Origin of the sequence: Mesorhizobium sp. WSM4313, assembly GCF_002294725.1 — a bacterium.
Taxonomy (GTDB): Bacteria; Pseudomonadota; Alphaproteobacteria; order Rhizobiales; family Rhizobiaceae; genus Mesorhizobium.
The window spans coordinates 50,659-72,048 of record NZ_NSFT01000012.1 but is presented as its reverse complement, the minus strand read 5'-3'; the positions used below and the strand labels follow the sequence as shown (position 1 = coordinate 72,048).

16 protein-coding genes and 3 pseudogenes are annotated in these 21,390 nt (G+C 57.0%); 2 read left to right on the top strand and 17 right to left on the bottom strand.

Annotated elements, in window-relative coordinates; all coding sequences use genetic code 11:
• Positions 1 to 33 precede the first annotated feature (33 nt).
• From CK219_RS23230 to CK219_RS23195, 9 genes and pseudogenes are all read right to left on the bottom strand, one after another.
• Positions 34 to 1,440 (bottom strand): aminotransferase, encoded by a 1,407-nt coding sequence (locus CK219_RS23230; protein WP_063169303.1) that lies wholly within the window; start codon positions 1,438 to 1,440, stop codon positions 34 to 36.
• Positions 1,441 to 1,630: 190 nt separating this feature from the next.
• Positions 1,631 to 2,051: pseudogene (locus CK219_RS32300) on the bottom strand (transposase); the annotation flags it as partial.
• A gap of 483 nt (positions 2,052 to 2,534) precedes the next feature.
• Positions 2,535 to 3,041 carry a TIR domain-containing protein gene (locus tag CK219_RS23225; protein WP_063169304.1) on the bottom strand — a complete coding sequence of 169 codons (507 nt, stop codon included), beginning with the start codon at positions 3,039 to 3,041 and terminating at the stop codon, positions 2,535 to 2,537.
• 9 nt (positions 3,042 to 3,050) lie between these two features.
• Entirely contained in the window at positions 3,051 to 3,911 is an 861-nt protein-coding gene (locus CK219_RS23220; RefSeq protein WP_063169305.1) for a DUF4231 domain-containing protein, read from the bottom strand.
• A gap of 1,402 nt (positions 3,912 to 5,313) precedes the next feature.
• Entirely contained in the window at positions 5,314 to 5,811 is a 498-nt protein-coding gene (locus CK219_RS23215; protein WP_063169306.1) for an Lrp/AsnC family transcriptional regulator, read from the bottom strand.
• 493 nt (positions 5,812 to 6,304) lie between these two features.
• Complete coding sequence (locus tag CK219_RS23210) at positions 6,305 to 7,828, bottom strand: fumarate hydratase (RefSeq protein WP_063169307.1); 1,524 nt, start codon at positions 7,826 to 7,828, stop codon at positions 6,305 to 6,307.
• Positions 7,829 to 7,855: 27 nt separating this feature from the next.
• Positions 7,856 to 9,289, bottom strand: coding sequence for an NAD-dependent succinate-semialdehyde dehydrogenase (locus tag CK219_RS23205; RefSeq protein ID WP_063170369.1), 1,434 nt, complete (start codon positions 9,287 to 9,289; stop codon positions 7,856 to 7,858).
• A gap of 193 nt (positions 9,290 to 9,482) precedes the next feature.
• Positions 9,483 to 10,409 carry a LysR family transcriptional regulator gene (locus CK219_RS23200; protein ID WP_063169308.1) on the bottom strand — a complete coding sequence of 309 codons (927 nt, stop codon included), beginning with the start codon at positions 10,407 to 10,409 and terminating at the stop codon, positions 9,483 to 9,485.
• A 167-nt stretch (positions 10,410 to 10,576) separates the two neighbouring features.
• Positions 10,577 to 10,978, bottom strand: a complete 402-nt coding sequence (locus tag CK219_RS23195; protein WP_063169309.1) for a hypothetical protein — start codon at positions 10,976 to 10,978, stop codon at positions 10,577 to 10,579.
• A 1,485-nt stretch (positions 10,979 to 12,463) separates the two neighbouring features.
• On the opposite strand from CK219_RS23195, the gene CK219_RS23190 reads away from it, so the two are divergent.
• Positions 12,464 to 12,811: a transposase gene (locus CK219_RS23190; RefSeq protein ID WP_063169310.1), complete on the top strand. Its 348-nt coding sequence runs from the start codon at positions 12,464 to 12,466 to the stop codon at positions 12,809 to 12,811.
• Between the two features lie 48 nt (positions 12,812 to 12,859).
• Here CK219_RS23190 and CK219_RS32295 read toward each other — a convergent pair.
• Positions 12,860 to 12,996: pseudogene (locus tag CK219_RS32295) on the bottom strand (IS3 family transposase); the annotation flags it as partial.
• 528 nt (positions 12,997 to 13,524) lie between these two features.
• On the opposite strand from CK219_RS32295, the gene CK219_RS32290 reads away from it, so the two are divergent.
• Entirely contained in the window at positions 13,525 to 13,899 is a 375-nt protein-coding gene (locus CK219_RS32290; RefSeq protein ID WP_063169311.1) for a zinc ribbon domain-containing protein, read from the top strand.
• A gap of 55 nt (positions 13,900 to 13,954) precedes the next feature.
• Here the strand turns inward: CK219_RS32290 and CK219_RS23180 are convergent.
• The 7 genes and pseudogenes from CK219_RS23180 to CK219_RS23155 all read right to left on the bottom strand — a co-directional run.
• Positions 13,955 to 14,079 (bottom strand): annotated as a pseudogene (locus tag CK219_RS23180) (integrase core domain-containing protein); the annotation flags it as partial.
• 24 nt (positions 14,080 to 14,103) lie between these two features.
• Positions 14,104 to 15,006: a CoA ester lyase gene (locus tag CK219_RS23175; RefSeq protein ID WP_210326668.1), complete on the bottom strand. Its 903-nt coding sequence runs from the start codon at positions 15,004 to 15,006 to the stop codon at positions 14,104 to 14,106.
• Positions 15,007 to 15,139: 133 nt separating this feature from the next.
• Positions 15,140 to 16,291, bottom strand: coding sequence for a CaiB/BaiF CoA-transferase family protein (locus CK219_RS23170; RefSeq protein WP_063169312.1), 1,152 nt, complete (start codon positions 16,289 to 16,291; stop codon positions 15,140 to 15,142).
• Positions 16,292 to 16,302: 11 nt separating this feature from the next.
• On the bottom strand, positions 16,303 to 17,556 hold the full coding sequence (locus tag CK219_RS23165) for a methylaspartate ammonia-lyase (protein WP_063170371.1): 1,254 nt from the start codon (positions 17,554 to 17,556) through the stop codon (positions 16,303 to 16,305).
• Between the two features lie 453 nt (positions 17,557 to 18,009).
• Complete coding sequence (locus CK219_RS23160) at positions 18,010 to 19,005, bottom strand: succinylglutamate desuccinylase/aspartoacylase family protein (protein WP_063169313.1); 996 nt, start codon at positions 19,003 to 19,005, stop codon at positions 18,010 to 18,012.
• A 319-nt stretch (positions 19,006 to 19,324) separates the two neighbouring features.
• Positions 19,325 to 19,567 (bottom strand): hypothetical protein, encoded by a 243-nt coding sequence (locus CK219_RS31390; protein ID WP_127273917.1) that lies wholly within the window; start codon positions 19,565 to 19,567, stop codon positions 19,325 to 19,327.
• Between the two features lie 24 nt (positions 19,568 to 19,591).
• On the bottom strand, positions 19,592 to 21,370 hold the full coding sequence (locus CK219_RS23155) for an ABC transporter permease subunit (RefSeq protein ID WP_063169314.1): 1,779 nt from the start codon (positions 21,368 to 21,370) through the stop codon (positions 19,592 to 19,594).
• Positions 21,371 to 21,390 lie beyond the last annotated feature (20 nt).

Sequence of the window (21,390 nt, the reverse complement as noted above, 5' to 3'; positions counted from 1 at the left end):
TGCCTCCGGACTCGCTCCTTCGCGATCGCAAAATCATACGGCACCCTCGGCCTTCAGCGCGCGATAGGTGGTATCGACCGACTTTACCGTCGCGTCGACAATGATGTCGATCTCTTTTCGGGTAATGATCAGGGGGGGGGCATAACCGAGGATGTCGCCATGCGGCATGGCCCGTCCGATGACACCATTCTCAAACAGAGCAGCTGCAGTGCGCACCCCGACCTGAAGGTCGGGTTCGAATGGTATCCTTTGTTTTGGGTCCCGCATCATCTCTACGGCCGACAGGATACCCACTCCGCGAACTTCACCAACGATGGGATGTCCCGCCAGCTCGGCCTTCATCCGGTCTTGCCAATACGGTCCAACATCGCGGACATGCTCCAGAATATTTTTTTCTTTAAGCAGTCGAATATTGGCGAGCGCGGCTGCGGCACAAAGCGTGTGCCCCGAATATGTCCAGCCGTGGCCGAGTGCGCCGTGCTTCTCAGTTCCTTGTTCCAAAACCGACCAGACACGGTCGCCAATGATTGACCCGGAGATGGGGAGGTAGGCGGAACTCAAACCCTTTGCGATGGTCACGAAATCCGGACGCATGTTATACAGGTGGGAACCGAACTTCTCGCCGGTTCGCGCGAAGCCACAGACCACTTCATCCGCGATTAGAAGGATATCGTATTTGTCGAGCACCGCTTGAATGGACGTCCAGTACCCTTTGGGGGGCGGCACAATACCTCCTGTCCCAAGTACCGGCTCTCCGATAAAAGCTGCAACCGTTTCCGGTCCTTCGGCCAGGATCAAGGCTTCAAGCTCATCGGCACAGCGCCGGGAGAACGCTTCCTCGCTCTCCTCGACACGCGCCTGGCGGTAATAGTGCGGCGTGGTTGTATGGCGCACCAAATCCAGAGGCAGGTCGAAGAAATTGTGAAAGAAGGGAAGGCCAGTTAGGCTACCCGTGACCAATCCAGACCCGTGATAGCCGCGATTTCGCGAGATGATCTTTTTCTTTTCGGGCCGGCCAAGAATGTTATTATAGTACCAGACCAGCTTGATGTTGGTTTCGTTGGCATCGGAACCGGAGAGGCCGAAATAGACCCTTCGCATGTTCTGACCGAAATACTCGACCACGGCCTCTGCCAACAGGGCGACCGGCTCCGTACCTTGGCTGGCATAGACGTGCGCGAACGGCAATTCGTGTGCTTGCCTGGCAATGGCCTCGGCGATCTCCGTGCATCCATATCCCATGTTGACGCAGTAGAGTCCTCCGAAACCGTCGAGGCTCCTTCGGCCTTCGGTGTCCCAGATATAGACGCCTTCCGCACCGGCCATAATCCTATTTGGCGTTTCGCCTCGGCTGTGCTTGGCCAGATGCGTAGAAGGATGGAAGACGAAGCTTCTATCCTTCTCCCGGAGTTGCTCGGTTCCCAGATTGCTCAAGCGCATGTCCCTCTCCTCGCGATAAATTGGCGGAGGGCACTCGGCCAGCCACCTGTTTAGCAAATAGCATACCGGAAACGTCCCTTGAGTTTCTCGGGAATGCAGGTTATTCGCCGTGAAATTCGCGGGATCGGCCCGAATTGCCGTGAAAACTAAGGCGTCACCTTCGCCTTAGCCGAGGGTCGGGGGCGCGTCCTGCAAACACGAACAGCTTACGACGCGCATGCGCCCAGCATAGTGCCCGATTAGCGGGCGATATTGACGGATGAATAGCGCTCGGGACGCTGTTCCCGCCGGCCGCGCGAGGCACGATAGAGCGCCGGCGGCCATGTTCCGCCGAACTGCCGGTCATCCCTTACATTCTGACGGTCCGGATCGGTCTTGCCCTTCCCAAGGGTGGTAATGAGGTGATCAGGGGCAAAGCACATTCGCCTCGATCAGCAGGCAGCGGGTTCCGTGCCGCGGCACAGGCTCCAACCTGGTTGGCCAGCGCTGAGAGGCTGAGGTCGTGCCCTCGCGCATATTGATAGCTTTGGCGGTGCGGCGGCTGGTGCTCGGCAGACTTCTCGAAGGAGCATAGCCAGAAGGTTCGGCCCGGCAAAGACGCGCGGCGAGAGCTCCTTGCCATTGACATCTTGATTCGCAGCCGACCAGCGCCGCCAAGTTCTATCGTCAGCGTGTTGCCTTTCTTGCGATCGCAAATTCGTGGTTGCTGCGCAGGGCGAGCCGAGCTGCGGCTCGCAGGAGGGGGCGAGCCGACAGAATTGCGCGGCCTGAAAAGCTGCCTCCATCAATGCTGGCCGCTCGTGCAGTCTCGAAACGCTGGATCAAGCCTCAAACATCGAACAGCCGCTCCTTTTCCTCGCGAAACCAGCGCCCTCGCGCGACATGATCTTGTCTGACGATCCGACGCTTCGAGCGGGGCTCCTCTAATAGGTTGCACATGACCTGCAGCTTTCAGCCAAACTCAGCAAATCGGACGTCGTGCTCTTCTTATCATCGCTCGGCAAGCTCGGAACACGCTGGCGGACGTTGCTAAGGCTAGTCGCCGCCAGCGGATGGCGAGGATGTTTGGGCGGCTAAGTGCTTTTAGGTGGCGATTATAAGCCGAGATCGCGATAGGTGCTTTCGCCATAGCTCCTGGCGCCATCGCCACGCTGAGCGTTTGAAAGCCGATGAAATTCGCTCGGCCAATTGGCTAGCGCGTGCTTGATGGCCTTCATCTTGAACGGCACGTGCACAACACATTTGTCCCTGATGATAGGCGGACAGCTCACATCTTGTTGCCGCGAGCCGTTAAGGTTTGCTGCGATTATCGGCAGACCTAGATCAAGAGCCAATTCCATTTCCCAGCGCACGAAGCGAAAAAGGTTTTTCGTCTTCTCACCGATCAGGACAAGTACCTGGCTCGATCCATTCATTCTGTTGCGAAGATTGCGTTTAACATAATCTTCGTCCTGTGCTCGGCTCGTCATATTGTCCAGATCGTGAGCGTTCGCGAATTCAAAACTCACATTCTCGCTGGCGTTCCACCCTTTCATAAAGCGGTATGCCCAAGCGTCTTCATCGCCGTCAAATATTACATAGGTCGGATCGCTGTATGCCATTGTTGTCTCTTAGTTGTTTTGACGAGCAACCCACTGGGTGTGCTCCCGTGAGAAAGCCAGTTCGGCTTCGTTCACCGCGGCGGAGAATGCCTCATCCGAGTTGGCGTCCGTAATAAGGTCGGCAGTCAAGCCGATCTCGTGAGCTGTCAACGTGTAAGCCGATGCCAATTCGTTAAATTTCTTGATCTGGGTCCACCCAATAAGGGAGGCGGCGATGACAATTAGCGGCTCGGTCGGCCAGCCTGGCATCGCGGGGTCAGCGATGCGTACTACGATGAACGAGAATCCCAGAGCGTATGCAAAAATACCAAGGCCCATCCAGACTTTCGCGGACCTCTTGTTCGAGCGCGCCTTCTTCTCGTACCACTTCCGTTGGTCGCAGATTCGTCTCTGCAGATATAGGTCTTTTCTTTCTTTTAGCGGGGAGTCCCTTATCGACATCATCTGGTCGGTTGTTTGGGGGGATGCTGAATCGGTGCCGCTCAACGCGCTACCAAGGTGACGATTGCTATCAAGGATACCTTCCATGAGCTTTCGAAAATCAGCTCTGGCGTCAGCGGCGCGCGCGTCATCGAACGGCTGTGCTCGCATCGCGAAGCGCCAAGTCAATGTCTTCACCGACTCTGCCAGAGCTCGAGCCTGATACCAGACCTGCTCGGGCTTTGTGACCGACCGGAAAATGAGGACTCCCATTGAGCAAAGAAATACCGCAGCATAGACACCGAAATAGGCTTTTGATGGCGACAAGTCCAAAGAGAGCACCGACGCTAAAAAAAGAAGAACGTACTCTGCCCGGATCAGGCGCAGAAACGTCGCCTGCTGCTCGTTGGATGCCACGTCGGCGCTATTATAGAGTCCAGGATATTTCATTTTTGAAGCACACCAGTCTATTTTGTGGCGGTAAATTCTTTAAGCCAGGATTTGGCAAACGTGAGGTTAGCAGTCGAGCTTACAGAGCCTATTCTTGAGCGAGGCGCGGTCCCTCTGTTCATAAACAGGAATGCAGGTCCTGTCCCATCAATGTAAGGGTATAGGCCCAAAAATTCTTGCCCGGAGAATGTTTCCGAAGAATTTTTTGCCACGGGCAGAACCGCTACCGCGGTCCGAAACCCATCGAAAAAGCCAAGCTCCCAAGGCATCCATCTGGATCCTGGAGAATTGTTTGAATGCACATAGATTAGCGTCTTTGACTGCCTCATACGGGTCCGCAGCAACTCGGCGGTGGCCGAGGAGACTTTTGTGCGGTCCAGTTGTGAATCTTCGACCCAATCTACGTAAGCAGTGAACCCAAGCTCCTCGAAAATTCGCTTCACACCGAGAACGATCTCTGCGTCCTTGAAAGAATGTGACAGAAAAACGTCGAATGACGATCTGGCTGTAGCTGCGGCCGTCTCTTCCTTTAGAACGATCGATGCGGCTCTATGTCCTCGACTGGCATTCGCAACTCTTTTCAGCTCTGCCTCGGTCAGTAGCACTATTCAAATCCCCCCATGATCTGTTCGCAATCTATGAACTTGACGCCCATTCGATTAAGCGACCCTTGTCTTGTGAAAACTGGCACCATGCTCTCCAGCCGGTAGCGCAACCTCCACCTTCTCAAAGACCACGTCGGGTGGCAGGAGTGACCGGCCTTGTCACCCACCTACGCGATCCCGGCACAGCCATGCTCCTCGCTTAGAAGGCTGCGGAGACCAGCAATGTCAAACAGGACAGACGATCTCCTAATCTCGAACAGCAACGAACTTAGGACGTAAAAACGCGATCTCCGAATGTCCGCAGGCGTCGAGGGCCGGGTTGGTCGCCAAGGCCGAGCGGGCCAGCTTGCACTCCCGCTACCCGTCGGCTTGCCAAACCCTCGCTGTAGATTTCGCCCCCTACACGGATGCGCTGACCGCGACTAAGCTCAATCGCCACTGATCGCCAATCCAGGGCGAAAGTTCCCCCCTTGAAGTAGCGGTAGAGGCATTTTTCGGCACTTCGCATCTTAGATATGGACGCCTCCTCAACCAGGCACGATCCGGTTTGGCTTCTCGCCGTAACCGTGCTGGGCAAGTGCGTCCGATGGCTGCTTCGATCCTCTCCTGGAATAGATCGGTTCCAGATTGCTCAAGCGCATCGTCCTTGCTCGCGATCAACTGGCGGATAGCGCTCGGCCACCTTTTTCCAGCAATTAGTATACCGCAAATGTCCCTTGAGTTTCGTCGGAATGGGTGCCTTTTGCCGACGAATCTACGGGATCCGTGCCAAACGCCGTTGAAACTTAGCTTTTGGGTTACCGTTGCCTCAGGGCGGACAAAGGTATCGGTGAATTGGACTTCACTGGTTTCGTGACGACAAGGCTATAGTATTGATCAATCCCCAAGCCTGCCTGCAGCAGTCCCTCCATGAAATCCTGATAGGCGGCCATAGAACGAGATGCGACCCGCATCAGATAATCCACGCGCCCCCCAATTGCCCAGCAGTCCAGGATTTCCGGAATGTCTTGGATAGCAGTTTCGAAGTGTCGTTGGTCCTCAAGACGATGACGATCCAGCACGACCTCCACCATCACAAAGATCATGCCGCCGATGAGGGCAGGACTCAGCCGCGCATAAAATCCCTCAATAATCCCCGCGGCCTTGAGTGCTCGGAGCCGCTCCGAACAGGCGGACGCCGAAAGATGAACTCGTTTTGCAAGCTCACTTTTTGAAATCCGACCGTCTGCCTGAATTTCGGAGAGGATCCGCAGGTCCCAACTGTCGAGTTGCACGGGATCGGGTTTCGACTTCATAACCTATGCTCTCAGCGATGACATCGCGTTGTGTGCCGATCAATTCTATCATCAATTGAAACGAGCGAATGTAGCAGTGGAAGGCATCCGTTCCAGGCCCGAGATGTGCCAGAATGGGGTACGAAAATCAGCTGAGGGTGAGCGATCCGCTGAGAAAAGCTGCAGAAGTAATTTGGCTATCGCCCCAACGCCCAACGGGGCAATGGTGCAGCTGGAGAGAATAGTCGGCGGCGGCGGAGACCATGATAAATAGATAACCGATTTTCTTGAATCTCGCTGCCGTACTTGATAGACGCGCGACTGCATTCGACCCTCGATCGCATGGACGGCATACTCAATGCAGTATTCACTCGCACATTCAACTATTAGGGTGAATTGAAGGCCTTGCTTGGCCGGCTCGCCGAGGCGCAGGGCACCGCAAATGCCGCTCGTCTTATGGCTTGCCCGATAATTTGGCGCTCGGGTCTGGCCGAAATCGCCCAACCGGAAAGACTCAAACACCGATGTTGCGTGCGATGCTGTCGGCTGCCATACGCTTACGCCACTCAAGAGGCCCGGAATTGTGAATGGAGTTTCCCTCAACATCGACAGCCATGACGACGGGCATGTCCTGCACATCGAATTCATAGATGGCTTCCATGCCCAGGTCTTCAAAGGCGACAATCCGCGCCGCCTTAATCGACTTTGAAATCAGGTACGCAGCGCCACCCACTGCAGCAAGGTATGGCGTTCTGTGTCTTACAATCGACGCGATGGCCGCCGGTCCCCTCTCCGCTTTGCCCACCATCGCGAAAAGGCCGGTTTCGGCGAGCACCTTGTCCGTAAAATCGTCCAAGCGGCTGGAGGTTGTTGGACCGGCGGGTCCAACGACTTCATTCCTCACTGCCCGGACGGGACCGACGTAGTAGATCACGCGGCCCCTCAGATCGACTGGGAGCGGCTTGCCGGCATCAATCAGTTCGACCATTCGTTTGTGGGCAGCGTCACGGCCCGTCAGCATCTTTCCAGAAAGCAGGAGCGTTTCACCGCAGCGCCACGATGCCGTCTCTTCCTTCGTAAGCGTATCTAAATTGACCCGCCGGACGCCGGCTGGGTTCAATTCGTCGGCTCCGATGTCGGGCCATTCGCGCAAATCGGGCGGCTGGAGGCTGATGGGTCCAGAGCCGTCCAAAGTAAACTTCAGGTGCCGGTTGGCGGCGCATTGCGGGATGAGCGCCACAGGCTTGGACGCTGCATGAGTAGGATAGGTCGCAACCTTGACGTCAACGACTGTCGTCAGACCACCAAGGCCTTGGGCGCCGATACCAAGCGCGTTGATCCGCTCATAAAGCTCAATCCGCAGCCCCTCTTCTGCGCTTGACGCCCCCCTTGCGATCAGTTCCGCCATATCTATGGGCTCGTTCATGGCCTCCTTGGCCAGCAGCATCGCCTTTTCAGCGCTACCACCGATGCCGACAGAGATCAGTCCAGGTGGACACCACCCGCTGCCAAGGGTCGAAACGGTATTGACCACCCAGTCGGAAACGGAGGCGGTGGGATTGAGGGTGGTAAAACGTGCCTTGTTCTCCGACCCGCCGCCTTTCGCGGCGATGGTGATCTCAATCTGGTTACCTTGCACCAGGTCGACATGGACAACTGCCGGTGTGTTGTCGCGGGTGTTGACCCGTCTAGCGAGGGGATCCGCAACGATCGATGCCCGAAGGGGATTGTCCGGATCGAGATAGGCTTGACGTACGCCCTCATTCACAAGATCCGCGAAACTGGCTGTTGACTTAATGCGGGCATCCATGCCGACCTTTGCGAAGACAACCACAAGTCCGGTGTCCTGACAAATCGGGCGCCGCCCAAAGGCCGCCATGCGGGAGTTCAGCAGAATCTGACCTATGGCATTCTTCGCCGACGGGCTCTGTTCTCGCGTGTATGCGTGAGAAAGAGACCGGATATAATCTGGAGGATGATAGTACGAGATGTACTGAAGGGCGTCGGCGACGCTCCTTGTGATGTCGCTACCGGCCATGGTCCGTGTTCTGTTTCCCACCGGATTTTATCCAAATGAACCGAGGCCATTGACCATTTTCAGAATCTGGAAGCTTCGCACCCCCTGCTCGCCGCCTTCATATCCATAGCCGCTTTGTTTGACTCCTCCATAAGGGGCATCAGCGGAAACCCCTTTCAGGTAATTCACACTAACAGCGCCCGCAGAAAGACCGCCCACAAGCCTCTGTTGCGTATCGGCCGCGCCAGTAAACAAGTAGGCGGCCAGACCGTACTCCGTGGCGTTGGCTTCATCGATCGCCTCTTCGATCGTATCGAAAGGAGCCACGGTGAGAATTGGTCCGAACGGCTCTTCATGAAGCACTCTCGCTTCCTTCGGTACGCCAGTCAGGATGGTTGGCGGCCAGTAAAACCCCGGTCGGTCAAGGGGGATGCCACCGGTCTCGATTTGGGCGCCGCCCTCTACCGCATCTTTGGTCAGGCGTTGCATGGCCTCGATTCGCCGCGCGTTTGCCATGGGACCCATCTGCGTTGCAGGGTCATCCGGTGGACCGATCCTGATTTTTCGGACCGCCTCCGTCATCCGGAACAGGAATTCCTCATAGCGGGATCGGGCGACAAGAATCCTGCTGGGCGCATTACAACTCTGGCCCGCGCACTCGAATTTGTATTCCGAAATAGCCGGTATCGCCGTTGCCAGGTCGGCATCTTCGCACACAATAACCGGGGAATGTCCACCGAGCTCAAGGATGCAGCGCTGCAGATTATTCGCGGCCAGTGTGGCCAGCTGTTTCCCAACAGCGGTCGACCCCGTGAACGTCAAGACTTTGACAATTGGCGAACTGAGCAGATGCCGTGATATATGCACAGGAACACCGAACACCAGGTTGACCACGCCTTCCGGTATCCCTGCTTGACGCAAAGATTCCACGACATGGACAGCCACGCTTGGCGTCTCTTCGGCCCCTTTGAGGATCACCGGGCAGCCTGCCGCCAGCGCGGGGGCGAGCTTGCGGGCGATGAGAACGGCTGGATAGTTCCACGGCGTAAAGGCAGCGACGACACCGAGGGCCTCCGGGACGATCATCCTGTTCGGACCCAACGGAATCGGGGTCGACAACTCATCGGCATGCCGGCCATTCCATTCCAGCGTTTCGACTGCGCGCGCGTACTCTCCTGTTGCTTCGGCAATCGTCTTTCCCTGTTCGGACGACAGGTCCCTGGCTGCGGCGCCAGCTTTCTCAGCCAGATTGCTGGCGGCAGAGACGAGGATCTCGCCACGCTCTTTGGCGGGGCGTGAGGACCACGCCTTGCGGCTGCGTTCTGCCGAAGCAAGAGCTTCATCCAAGTCTGGAACCGTAGCCGAGGCCACTGAGGCAAATACCTTCTCCGTCGCCGGGTTGATCACCGGCAAAGTGGCTCGGCTACCACCGGCTCGCCATTTGCCATTAATGAAGAGCTCGTAGCTCCTGGCGTGGGACATCGCGGGCTCCACTTGTGATTCTGGCCATGCGAGCGCCGTTTCAATTTTCGAAGCCGCTGAGCTCGCTTGAGCCAGTTTCATCGCGATGGTCGCAGCGGGTCAAATATCGATTAGTGCCTAAATCCATCTGGAATCCAGATCGATCTGTTCCGACAGGAAGGAAGTCATGCCGTTGTTTACAGATCGATGGTTCTCAGGTCGCGTCAGGAGCCGATGCTACCCAGCCCCGGCTCTCAATCAATTCTCTGGCGACCTTCGGAATGAGCTTGCGGACCGCAGAAACGGCCGCAGAACGCTCATCTTTGGGATTTACAGCAAGCACCACGGAGCGGGTAATTACCGGATCGACTATCTTGACCGTCCGGACCAGCCCTTGAGAGGCTTCTTTCTGAACGGCAGACGGGGCGAGAATAGAATGCGCTTTTCCCTCTACGACCATGTTGATGATCGTTGAGAGCGAGTCCACTTCAAACTTGACGTCCATCGCGCAACCGTGTTGTGCGACGACATCAGCCACCGAACGCCTGACATTGTTGTTGCGCATGGGAACCGCCAGGGGGAATGCATGCAGGTCGGCCAGAGATATCGCATCTTCAAACGGTGGCTCGCCGGACGGAACCACCAGACAAAGGTCTTCGCGCGCTAGCACAGTCATTCGCCCCACACTGTCCGCAGTGCGGTACAGAACCGCCAGATTGAAGCGTCCAGCCGCCATCCATTCCTCTAGCGGTCCCGTCATACCCTCGACCATCTTGAGGGACACCTTGGGCAGTTCGTGTCTTACCGTCTCAAGCAGCGGACCGCTCAGGACGCGAGCAGCTCCAGACGGAATGCCAATAGTCACCTCCCCGGCGGGGGAAGCGGCTGTGTTGGTCAATTCCACCTCGGTAATTCGAATTTCTTTGAGAATCGCCCGCGCCCGCTCCAGGAGTTTGGCTCCTGACGCCGTCACGCTCACGCCGGTCCTGTCGCGTATCAGCAGCTGAGTGCCGAAGCCTTCCTCCAATTGGCGCACATGCAGACTCAGCGCACTCTGGGCGACATTCAGAAAGCCAGCGGCCTTCGTGAAACTGCCTGCTTCGACCACGCCAACAAAGTATCTTAACTGCCTGATTTCCACGGGTACTCTTCCGAGGGCGGACTGCAATGATGTAATCTATCTCGAAATGTGATGGCGCGACAGCAATAATTGCAGAGCGACATGACGCCTAACTGTCGTGTCATCTCAGTGTGGTTTGACCAAAACCGTAACCTATGTGTCCAGAATGGACCCAACCCGCCGAGGCTTCAACCGGCCAACTCGGCGCCCTGATCCATGGAGATGATTTCTCGGACCCTTCGAATAACCGGTAGATCGACCATCTTCCCGTCCAATGTGAACGCGCCTTTGCCTTGCGCCGTCGCATCTTTTTCGCCGCGAGGACACGACGGGTCCCTCGAGTTCTTGTGCGCTTGGTGAAAAGCCCCATCGATGTTTAAATGGATCGCCTGCGGCCCCACGAAGTTATCATTGTCTAAGAATCGCCGATGCTTCCTATCGAGCCGAGACTGCCGCATGGGGAACAGAACGGAAAGGTTCGGCGTCAAAAGCAGGTCGAGTTCTGGGGCACCGCCAACAGCTGCACTGAAGTCTTCAGTACCAAGCGCCATTGCAACCAGCGGCGCTAACAAGATGGGAAAGGAGGTCATTGCTATTGCCGCTGGCGGACTTCGGCCGGCCACCCCATTTCCTCTTCCGAGAGGTGAATTGTCCAACCAACCCTGCTGACTAATGACGAGCATGATCGTATCGTCAACGTGTCACAGAATTGCTTGCAAGCTCACGGCCTCAGCTGGGCCAACGAACATTGAACTCCGTGGACGAAGCCTGGACCCGTCGTCATCCAAGTCAATCCGCGCCTCGATGAGGGGACAGATCCTCAATTGGTTCAGCTGGCTTGCAGTATTGCACCTAGCAGTCACGGCGAGGACTGGGATTTGCGAAGAAGGCATTCTCGCAGTGCGGCCGTACGGTACCTCATTCCTGGCACACTGGATTAGATCGCTGGCGACATTAAGATCAGGTGTGACCGAGGTGAAATTTTATGTCGAAAACCTGAAGGCAGGGCGTCAGGCAGGGCGATTACAGAGATCCTATCGGACATGTCATCGCAGTTTCATCCACCATTGCTCGACCGAGGCGACACTCATCGTCCCATCAACCTAATCCATTGGTCGATCACGCCGTTCACGACCCTTGGCGAAGAAGGAATCAGCAGCCCCTAGGCTCAATTGGAAAGCGGGGCGGGGTCCATACGTATCTTCGTTTCCGGGCACCTCATGCTAATGAAGCCGCGACAACAGGTTGGTTATGCACCCAGGTGCTGGCCAATCCGGCTTGACTGGAAAGTTTCATACCCAGGCCTGGCACAGGCGAGCGTGATGCCGCTCTCGCTATGTTGGACCGCAGACGCCGCGACGGCGCATCGACTGGCGCTGGCGAAGCCTAGGACGCGCCAGTCAAGGACCTGCAAAGAGCAAGATCACGCCGCGCGTTGCCTTCAACGCCCATTTGAGCAGAAAGCAACAAGCCTCGCGTATAGCGATCGATGACCGCACGAAGCGCCATCCGGGCTATGATCTCAGTCAGCACTGCCCTAAGGGGTCAGAGGAGGGTTCGGTCAGTCAAGACCTCAGACGGCATGGCCAAGGTCAAGCTGCGAGGATGTGCCACCGCGGGCGCGGCATAACTTGGCGGGCTACAATTTGGTTCGCTTGCCCAGGCTGCTGGCAGCGCCGGTAGTCGGCCGCGCCGGACTGGCACCTACGTCTGGTCCATGAACGGTTGCTTTAGCAAAACCGAAGTCCTCGCCAAAACTCTTCGCCGACGTGCGACGACCGCGCCGGTGCTCGTTCCGGGGTCGGCAAGACGAAGACAGGCCTACTCTGGATTTATGCCCGCGATGACTGATTAGGGAGGGAGCGGACCGCCGGGCGTCTTATGTCTATGCGCCGGACCGAAAAGGCCCAGCGTGCGATCGCTCATCTCGCAGGCTCTCTACCGGAACTTGCAGGTCGACGGCTATAGCGGGCCATCGCTTGCTGGCCGACGAAAAGCGGCTTCACGCTCGCCTTCTGCCATGCCGCGCCCGATCGAGGCGCTAAGAAGGATCCGCGAACTCTAAAAGATCGAGGATGACATCCGTAGCCGAGGCCAACGAGGCCTTGCTGCACGCAGGCAAAAAGTGCTCAACCATCACGGCACTGGACCCAGGGCGGCTAGAGAAGCTCGGCCAAATCAGTCAGAAGACCAAGCTCACAGCGGCGATCCCCTACACGCTCTCGCGCTGGGAAGCGCCTCTCGCGCATCCTGGACGAGGCCATATCAAGATCGACAGCAACGTGGTCGAACGCTCAATCATACGCAACTCTTTTTGCAGCTCCGGCGGTGGCGCTGAGCACTGGTCAGTCATCGTGTCGCTGGGTGATCGCCGGGATTGGCCGGATAGCCTGAAGCTAAGGCCGTCGAGCCAGACCCTCTGACCTGCCACTGAACTTTCAACCAGTGGCGATTAGCCTCGGCCGTTTCTGTTATGGCGCGGTTTGAGCAACGGGCGGAGGCGCGAAGCCTTCATTGAGTGCAGCGTCGGAGCCGGTTGCGGCGAGGGTTCCGGCGAAGACCGCCGGGGTCAAATAGCGAGCGAGGAATGCGGCCTCACGGTGTTGAACAACACCAGGAAAGAACACCCACAGGACCGAGGAACGCAAGTTTCTTTATCCGTGGCATCCTTGGGCCGGGCGTTGTGTTCACGTTCATGAGGTGATCGAGAACGCCGACCGGGAGGTTTTCCGCTGCAGTCTCTCCCGCCACGCCTCCGATCGGTGGCTGGAAGTTCCGGCCTGGATGTTTGATCGCGGTCTGCACCGCGTGGCGCATTGCCCTGCCCCACATATCGATCCCAGAACGCTTGGCGTCTTGGTGACACTGCTGCAGGACCCGACGGCCAATTCCCACACCCCATCGCAATTGGAGGATTCGGGCGCAGCATCGGGTCCTCACGAAGCGAACCGGGGAGAGGTCCATACCGCGCCAGCCTACGACATATCAGTTCGATCTTCTCCAACCCGCACGACGCGCAGACCGCGCAGATGCCGCCATTCGCTCGCGCAGCCGCCGTAAGGCGCGAGATGCTGGCGCTGATTCCGGGTGCACACGAAGGCTACGTCGGCTGGGAAAGGCGGAAGCGATCCGCAAGATGGTGAGCGACCACGTGCCCACGAGCCGGCATCACGGGGCGCCCAAGCATGGCGACGCTCTGCTCGCCGACCTTGTCCGCTGCCGGCGCTGCGGCCGCGAGCTGACGGTCCGCTACACGGGAACCAAGCACAACATTCCGCGCTATTCCTGCTGGCGTGGTCTGCTTGACAATGGCGAGCCGCGTTGCATCGCCTTCGGTGGACTCGCGTCGATCGAAGGCGTTCATCCTCTGCCGGACGGTCCATGGGTCTTCAGCCGATCAACGCTTGACGAACCGGCGGCTCAGCGCATCGTTCATCGCGCGCGGCAAAACCCAAAATACCCCATGGGATCGCATCCAGATCAGCAAAACCTATTCACTCAAATGACATAGACAGATGAGTGTTATGAACAGGATTTAGGTCCTGCCTCCATTCGGCAGTGGCACTGCGGGCGTGGTCGAGGCCGAAGAACAGGCCATCGTTCAACAGCTCGTCTCGCATTCGGCCGTTGAGGGAATCGCGTAGCCATTTTGCATCGGCTTGCCCGGCGCGGTGTAGTGCCATTCGCTCCTGTTCAGCCGCTGATAACAGGCCAGTCAGTTGTTGCCCACAAGAATCAGGATCTCGTGGGCGCGCCGCACCACTGGCGGATCTATCATTTTGCCATTCAACGAGAATGCGGACAGTCCACGCGTGGCGGCATCATTTGCCGCCGCGACAACTTTATGGGCCCACTCGAGCTCCTGGGCGCTTGGCGAGAAAGCCTCATTGAATATGGCCACCTGTGTCGGATGGATCGCCAAAGCTCCGGCAAAGCCAAGCCGCCGCGCCCGCACCGCGGCCTCACGAAGTTTATGCGTGTCCGAGAACTCGCCGATGCTTCCTATGAAGCCCAGCGGGAGCAAGCCGGCCGCGCGGGCGGCAAACAGAACAGAAAGGTTCGGCGTCAAAAGAAGGTCGAATCCTGGGGCGCCGCCAACAGCGGCGCTGAAGTCTTCAGGGCCAAGCGCCATTGCGACCATCCTTGGATGCGCCGACGCAATGGCCGCAAGCCTTTGCAAGGCGCCCGGGGTCTCAATCTGGGCAAGGAACCGGATGCCTCCCTGCGGAAGATTTCTTTCACGTTCTAGTTCCGAAACCGCATTCGCGATCTCTATAACCCACTCTGCCGAATCCGTCTTCGGAAGAACCAGTGCGTCAACACCCGCCATCACGGCTGCATCGAGATCGGCCGCCAAGGCGCGCAGACCATGATTCACGCGGACCAAAACAGATGCGCCTTTCCGGCCCACCTCTGCCACGCATTCAGGAAGCTGCTGCCGTGACTCTCCTTTCCGATCCTGGGGCACGGAATCCTCCAGGTCGAGAATGACGCCATCTGCGCCCCGCTCATGGGCCGTCTCTACAAAGCGCGGAACGTGAACAGGAACGAAGAGCAGGGATCTCCAGCGCGGTACAGACATCGCGCCTTCAACGGCCGCAAAGGTGTCCTTGATCATGGAGACGCCTTTGCGGCCGATTTTAGCGCGGGCGCTGCCAGTGAGCTTTCTAGGCGGCCGGTGCGCTGAAATGATCCGAGGTACACAGGCATTTTGTAAACCGCGAGCAGTCTCACCTTACTGAAACGCGCGCTCACGCTGACGCGGCTCTTTCGCGCAAAAGCGCCCGCACCTCCTCGCGGACAGCCTCGGTATGAGAGCCAAGAGCCGGGACTGGGCGAAGCGAGGGGAGCTCCGAGTTGAAAATCGCCGCCGGCGCTATCGTCTCGACGGCTCCATCGGGTGTTCCAACCTGCACCCTGCGAATGTGTGGATGCTTTGAAACATCCACCACTTCGTTCAGTCGGCCATATGCCAGGCCGGCCGCCTCGAGCTCCTGCATCGCATCGTGGCAGGATAGTTCAAAAAACCGCTGTTCAATGATCTCATCAAGTTGCGCACGATGAGCGAGGCGCTCCATATTGTCAGCAAAACCAGGTGCGCGTGTGAGCCCGGACTGCTTCAGGAATTTCTCGCAGAAATTCACCCATTCGCGGTCATTCTGAACCGAAAAGATGACCTCTTTGCCGTCGGCACAGCGATAGGCACCATACGGCGCGAGCGACGGGTGTTTCACGCCTGCGCGTACCGTCTGGTAGCCGCTGTAATCATTTTGCAAAACCGGCACGTTCATCCAGTCGGCGACGGCATCAAACAGTGACACCTGGATGCTGGTCCCTTCGCCGGTGACCTCGCGGTGGTACAGTGCCTGAAGAATGGCGCTGTGCGCTGTCATGCCCGCCGAGATATCGCAAACCGAGACCCCTACACGCGCAGGCCCCTGTTGGTTGCCGGTGATAGCGCATAGACCTGTTTCGGCCTGGACGATCAGATCGTAGGCCTTCAAATGGGAATACGGCCCTGACTCCCCGAAACCAGAAATGTCGCAGGTGATCAGCCGCGGATATCGTCGACGCAGATCAGCGGACGCGAACCCCAGTTTTTCTATGCTGCCCGGCTTTAGATTCTGGATGAAGACATCAGCACTGGCAATGAGCGTGTCGAGGACGGCGCGATCCGCCTCCAACCTCAGGTCTAGACAGACCGACTCCTTACCCCGGTTGAGCCAGACGAAGTACGCGCTCTGCCCCCGCACCAGCTTGTCGTAGTTTCGGGCAAAGTCCCCTTCGGGCCTTTCGACCTTGATCACCCGGGCGCCTGCGTCAGCAAGGCGAGACGATGCGTAGGGAGCTGCAACGGCCTGTTCGACCGCCACAACCGTGATGTCCTTGAGACTGTTTAGCATCAGGGCGCTTCCTACGCGGCTTTCAGGTTTTGTGCCCGACGCCGATCAAGCATGGCGAGCAACCGATTTTGTTCGTTGCCTACAATGGAAAGACCTTCGTCGATGCCCATGCCAGGCTTCGCGAGCATCATGTCCGCCTGTGTTGCCACCGAAATGTGAACCGTCGCTCGCGCGGAGAGATCCGTCTCGCTGCAGCTGCCTCCCACATAGGCGTCCACGTTGTTCTCTTTGCACAGAAGCACCGCACGGGCGCTGTCGGCGATCGAGCCCACGTCCGGCGTCTTGATCTGCACGAGATGGGTCGCCTTAGCCTCCGCAAACAGACGCACATCCTCTAAGGTGTTGCAGCGTTCATCGACAACGATGCGCGCACGTGACGCGCGCGCATTCAGAATGCCGACGATCTGCCCGTAATTTTCGACCTGCGCCGGCGTAGACCCGAAGTCGGCTGGCGATTCGATATTCACCGTGAACTCCGGAACCGCGTCAGCAACCTTACTGATGAAGTCGGCGATGCGCTGGACGTCGAGCCCGATCTCCATACCGATCCAGCCGTACACATCGAAATGCAGCACCGGAGAATAGTCTGGTTGGCCGATTTGCTTGACGCGGTGCGCCACCCATTTGACGAAATCCAGAAAGGTTTCTCCCCCAACGCCGAATTTGCTACGCGAGTTGATGAGGCCATGCGGGATCACATCCACCCCCTTCAGGATCATTTTATCGACATTGATTTCGCGCGCATCACCGCTCTGGCAATAAATTGGGACACGACGATGCGGCATGGATAGGCAAAATTCCGAACAAACCACCTCCGCCATGGTACGACGCGCAGCATGGGCAGCAGCGCTTAAAAGGGCTTGGCTGACCCCATATTCGATGCATAGTGGGAGTCGTTTCCCAGTATGGAGATCGAAGACACTGGAGCAGGCTGTCAAAAAGCTGGACGCATCAATGTTTAAGAGCCGCGGGACAACAACACGTGACGTGAGATCCATGATGGCTCCGACGTCAAACAGGGGGTCACGCCCGCCAGCCCCTGAGTATTGCACTCCCATCATATCGCCCCAGGCGACCATATCGTCTTCCAGGACAAGCCCGACGCTTAAGCAAGCTGCCGGAACACGGATATCACGGAAGCCGGGCGTCAATGGCTCGCCGACGTAAACAAAACCGTCCTGGCCAACCCCTGCCCTAATGGCAGCTTGATCGTCATAAAAGAAGGCGCCGTTGCCGGGCGTGAGAATGACGTCTTTGATCTGCACTGAATTATACTCGAGTTTGGCCAAGCTATGAGCTGCGGCCGGATTTGCGCGCTCTGTCCTAAGTTATGCCCCGTTCGGAATCGGTTTTGCCAATATAAAGCCCCGAACGTGCCCATCTCGTTTTAAGATACGATAAAGTTGTTTTACGGGCGTCAGCGGGGACGGCACCGTCCGCCTCCCCTCTTGGTCGCGGTGCGCCGGATCGTCGCCCCTGCTTCCATAACAGAAGCTAGGCGATCAATCCGTCCGGCCAGCTCCCATCTCGGACCGCCACTTTCAACCATGGTTAGTATAAACCAAGCGATCAAGGATCAAGCAATCTTTTTGGCATGATTTTGGAAGACAGGATCAGCCGCTGATCGATCCGAGGAGCTGGCCTATAAGCTCCAGTCGAGGCCAGTGCCTTCATACCGGAGTTACTACAGCTGGCCAAGGCGCGGCTAATCTGTACCTCTAGTTATGCAGCGGCCGCGCAAGGATGGCTACCCCTTCATTGCGGTCGACATGCGCGCCCGATCCTATGGCTAGGACGATTGATGGCCCAGGCGCTCGGATGTCAATGGACGGAGCGGAAACAGAATCCATAGAGTGTAGGATACCTATAAGATCTCCCGACCTCACTTCATCCAACACAGAGCAGCGAGGTTCGAAGATACCCTGCGCGGGCGATTTCAACTCGTCTGATATCAGCGTCTCAAGGGTCTGACTGGACCTTTTGTTACGGAAAGACACGTCCTCGACTTTTCCTTCGACGAGTCCAAGCATAACGAGCGCGTTGCGAACTCCAGCTTCATAAATCGCTAGAGCTTCTGCGCTAACCGTACCACCGCCGAATTCCGCGCAAACGAATACCTTCCCTAGGCTATGTGCCCAACTGTCGAACATCCCAGCCGTGTCGTCATGTTGCCAGAGCAATGTTACGGGCAGCTTAAATGCCGCTGCCATTGCGAGCGTCTTAGCCATGAGATCCGCATCAGCAATTGGATGCGTGATGACCGCCGGGGGAAAATCCCACGTTGGGCCGAAGCTGTGCAGATCGAAAACGATGTCGGCATTTGGCAACAATACGCGTGAAACCGCATCCGCGATTCGTTCCGTAACAGACCCGTCGGCACGGCCCGGAAACACGCGGTTCAGATTCAAACCATCAAGCGGAGTATTGCGGCTCCATGCTTGAACTGCCAATGGATTAAGCACTGGCAGCACGATGATCCTACCACTGGTTTGCGCTTGTGGCAGCCACTCGATAAGCCGCCGCGCGACTAATGGCCCCTCCATTTCATTGCCATGATTCCCACCGGTGATAAGAAGGCGCGGTCCATCGCCCTTATTAAGACTAAAAACCGGAAGCGAGAACTCTTCATGGTCGGCGCCTCCCGGCACAACGAGGTGTCCTCTGCTCACGCCATGCGCATCGAGATCAAACGTAAGATGTGGTGCTTCGTTCATTGCTTAACCTATTGCGGGTGATCTGGCGACTTTGACCGGGCATATGGTCTTGTACACGGCTATTTTTTTCGCCTGGAACTATGCACACGCGGTCACCACTTCGCCAATATAATGTCCGAGACGGCACCATCGCGTTTTCAGATGACCAGGGCTCGCTCTGCTGACCTGTCCCTTGGTTCGTCACCTTGATCCCGGTGCACTAAGGGAGGAGGAAGGTCAAAGTCGCGGTGGGTAGCCGATTTCAGAAATCGCGCGATCAGCCGGTTGACGTTGGCTAGCTGTTCGTTGTTCAGACGGGCGAAGGATCTGTGCGATCCGGTCAGCGCCGTTGACCTCGAATTCCATCCTGGCGCGCAGCAAGAGGATCGGCAGGTCTGAGCTTGCTGGCGAGCAAGGCCGGCCGATCCCAGACATAGTCCGAATCCTTGATCCGCATGTGCCAGATGATAATTGCAAGAGCTTTACTGGTTTCCGTTTTGGACCAGGTGGCCATTTTATCCGCCCGTTGAAGCCCCGAACAGATGCTTGTCGCCAGTCCGTAGGAATAGGTCGGACGCATCATCAGGAAGTGGATCTGCCACGCCAGTTAGGCAGCGGCTTCCTGTAATGTTCGCTGCATGCTCGGTCGAGAACGCCACCAGACGGCATAGAGGACAAGCATCCAGATTAAAGGCAGAAGCATCAAAAGAGAAGCGACTGCAGCAATCGTCGGGTCGATTTGGTGGCGGATATTCTCCAGCATCTTCAAGGGCAACGTCCGCACCGACAGACCGCCGACCAAAGACGTTATGACCGCTTCATCGAATGACTGGAGGAATGCGAACATGGCGCCGCCGATCACTCCCGGCCTGATTAACGGCAGTGTTACGCGAAAAAACGTTTGCAGTGGTCCGGCACGCATACTCTTGGCCGCCTGCTCTAACGTCCGATCGAAGTTGGCCAACGTCGCAGAAACGATCACCACCACAATTCCAACAGCGCCGATACTGTGAGCGAGGGCGATACCACCCTTTGTGCCGATTAGACCAATCTGGATGAGACCCAGATAAGTCGCGATACCGACCACGATAACTGGAAAGGTGATAGGCGTGATTATGATCATTGTCAGCACGCCGCGAAGTCTTGCGCTTATTCGGCTCAATCCGAAAGCAGCAAGTGTTCCCAATAGAGTAGAAATAACAGCTACCTCGACACCAATCTCGACGCTGGTCCAAGCTGCTCCGCTCCAAGATGCATCGCCGAAAAACGAGCGATACCATTGAAGCGACAGGCCCGAAGGCGGAAATTGCAAAAATGCCCCGGAACTGAACGACATGATGACAACGATTATCCCTGGGAATAAAAGAAAGGCCATCACCAAAACGATAAAAACGATCGCGACGACTTTAGGCCATCGCCTTTCCGCCCCAGGCACGTAGCGCCGTCCCGTCCACCGTTTGACACGATAGGGACGCAGAATTTCGCTGAAGTTTCGTTTGATAACAAGAACAATGGGTAGTCGGGACATCGAGCCCTTCGGAGCTCGAGTTTGGCTTTGCTCTTGTTTGCCGGAGAGGTCAAGCCCGACCATGGAAAGCACCACAATGGCAAACCCGAGAAGGATGAAGGACGCAGCGGCAATGCGCGGAATATCGAACGAGCTATTCACCTCGGCCGCAATGAAGGTTGAAAGCATGGCATCGCGCAATCCCCCAAGTGCCGCCGGCGTGATATAGAATCCTAGGCAGAACACAAAAACTAGGAGCGAGCCACTCCGTGCGCCTGGAATGCTAAGGGGGAGAAATACACGCCTGAAAGCGGTGAAAGGTCCCGCTCCCATACTGCGTGCAGCAGCCATCAAGGACCGATCGATCCCCATCATCGCACTAACCAAGGGAAGTATCATCATCGGCAGCATGATGTGGACCATGCCAATATAGACCGCGGTTCGGTTATAGATGAGTTGCAGAGGTCGATCGATCAATCCGACGTCCAGCAAGATGTTGTTGATGACCCCGCGATCCCCAAGAATAACAATCCATGCGTAGGTACGCGCCAGCCCACTGGTCAAATAGGGGATGATCACGAGAGCGATGAGCGTCATGCGCAGAGTCTTGGATGCCGTGACGATCAGATACGCGGTTGGATAGCCTACGATTAAGCAGATGGCAGTTGCGACCAGACTTATTTCTATCGTTTGAAAGAGCACCCGCACATTAGCTGGCTGGGCGAAAAACGCTCCGTAGTATTGGAACGAGAAATCGGGGGCATTGACACTGCTTAGGAAAAGCAAGGTTATAGGGGCACCGAAAACCACAAGCAAAAGCGCGAACGCGGGCGCGGTTAACCCAAGTGGCACCTTGGCCATTCTGCGCAAAAGCTTCATGGATATCCCTTATCAATCGC

Bases quoted from the DNA above. Each gene is read 5' to 3' on its own strand.
- CK219_RS23230 (WP_063169303.1), bottom strand. From the start codon at position 1,440: ATGCGCTTGAGCAATCTGGGAACCGAGCAACTCCGGGAGAAGGATAGA.
- CK219_RS23225 (WP_063169304.1), bottom strand. From the start codon at position 3,041: ATGGCATACAGCGATCCGACCTATGTAATATTTGACGGCGATGAAGAC.
- CK219_RS23220 (WP_063169305.1), bottom strand. From the start codon at position 3,911: ATGAAATATCCTGGACTCTATAATAGCGCCGACGTGGCATCCAACGAG.
- CK219_RS23215 (WP_063169306.1), bottom strand. From the start codon at position 5,811: ATGAAGTCGAAACCCGATCCCGTGCAACTCGACAGTTGGGACCTGCGG.
- CK219_RS23210 (WP_063169307.1), bottom strand. From the start codon at position 7,828: ATGGCCGGTAGCGACATCACAAGGAGCGTCGCCGACGCCCTTCAGTAC.
- CK219_RS23205 (WP_063170369.1), bottom strand. From the start codon at position 9,289: ATGTCCCACGCCAGGAGCTACGAGCTCTTCATTAATGGCAAATGGCGA.
- CK219_RS23195 (WP_063169309.1), bottom strand. From the start codon at position 10,978: ATGACCTCCTTTCCCATCTTGTTAGCGCCGCTGGTTGCAATGGCGCTT.
- CK219_RS23190 (WP_063169310.1), top strand. From the start codon at position 12,464: ATGACATCCGTAGCCGAGGCCAACGAGGCCTTGCTGCACGCAGGCAAA.
- CK219_RS32290 (WP_063169311.1), top strand. From the start codon at position 13,525: ATGGTGAGCGACCACGTGCCCACGAGCCGGCATCACGGGGCGCCCAAG.
- CK219_RS23175 (WP_210326668.1), bottom strand. From the start codon at position 15,006: ATGATCAAGGACACCTTTGCGGCCGTTGAAGGCGCGATGTCTGTACCG.
- CK219_RS23170 (WP_063169312.1), bottom strand. From the start codon at position 16,291: ATGCTAAACAGTCTCAAGGACATCACGGTTGTGGCGGTCGAACAGGCC.
- CK219_RS23160 (WP_063169313.1), bottom strand. From the start codon at position 19,005: ATGAACGAAGCACCACATCTTACGTTTGATCTCGATGCGCATGGCGTG.
- CK219_RS31390 (WP_127273917.1), bottom strand. From the start codon at position 19,567: ATGATGCGTCCGACCTATTCCTACGGACTGGCGACAAGCATCTGTTCG.
- CK219_RS23155 (WP_063169314.1), bottom strand. From the start codon at position 21,370: ATGAAGCTTTTGCGCAGAATGGCCAAGGTGCCACTTGGGTTAACCGCG.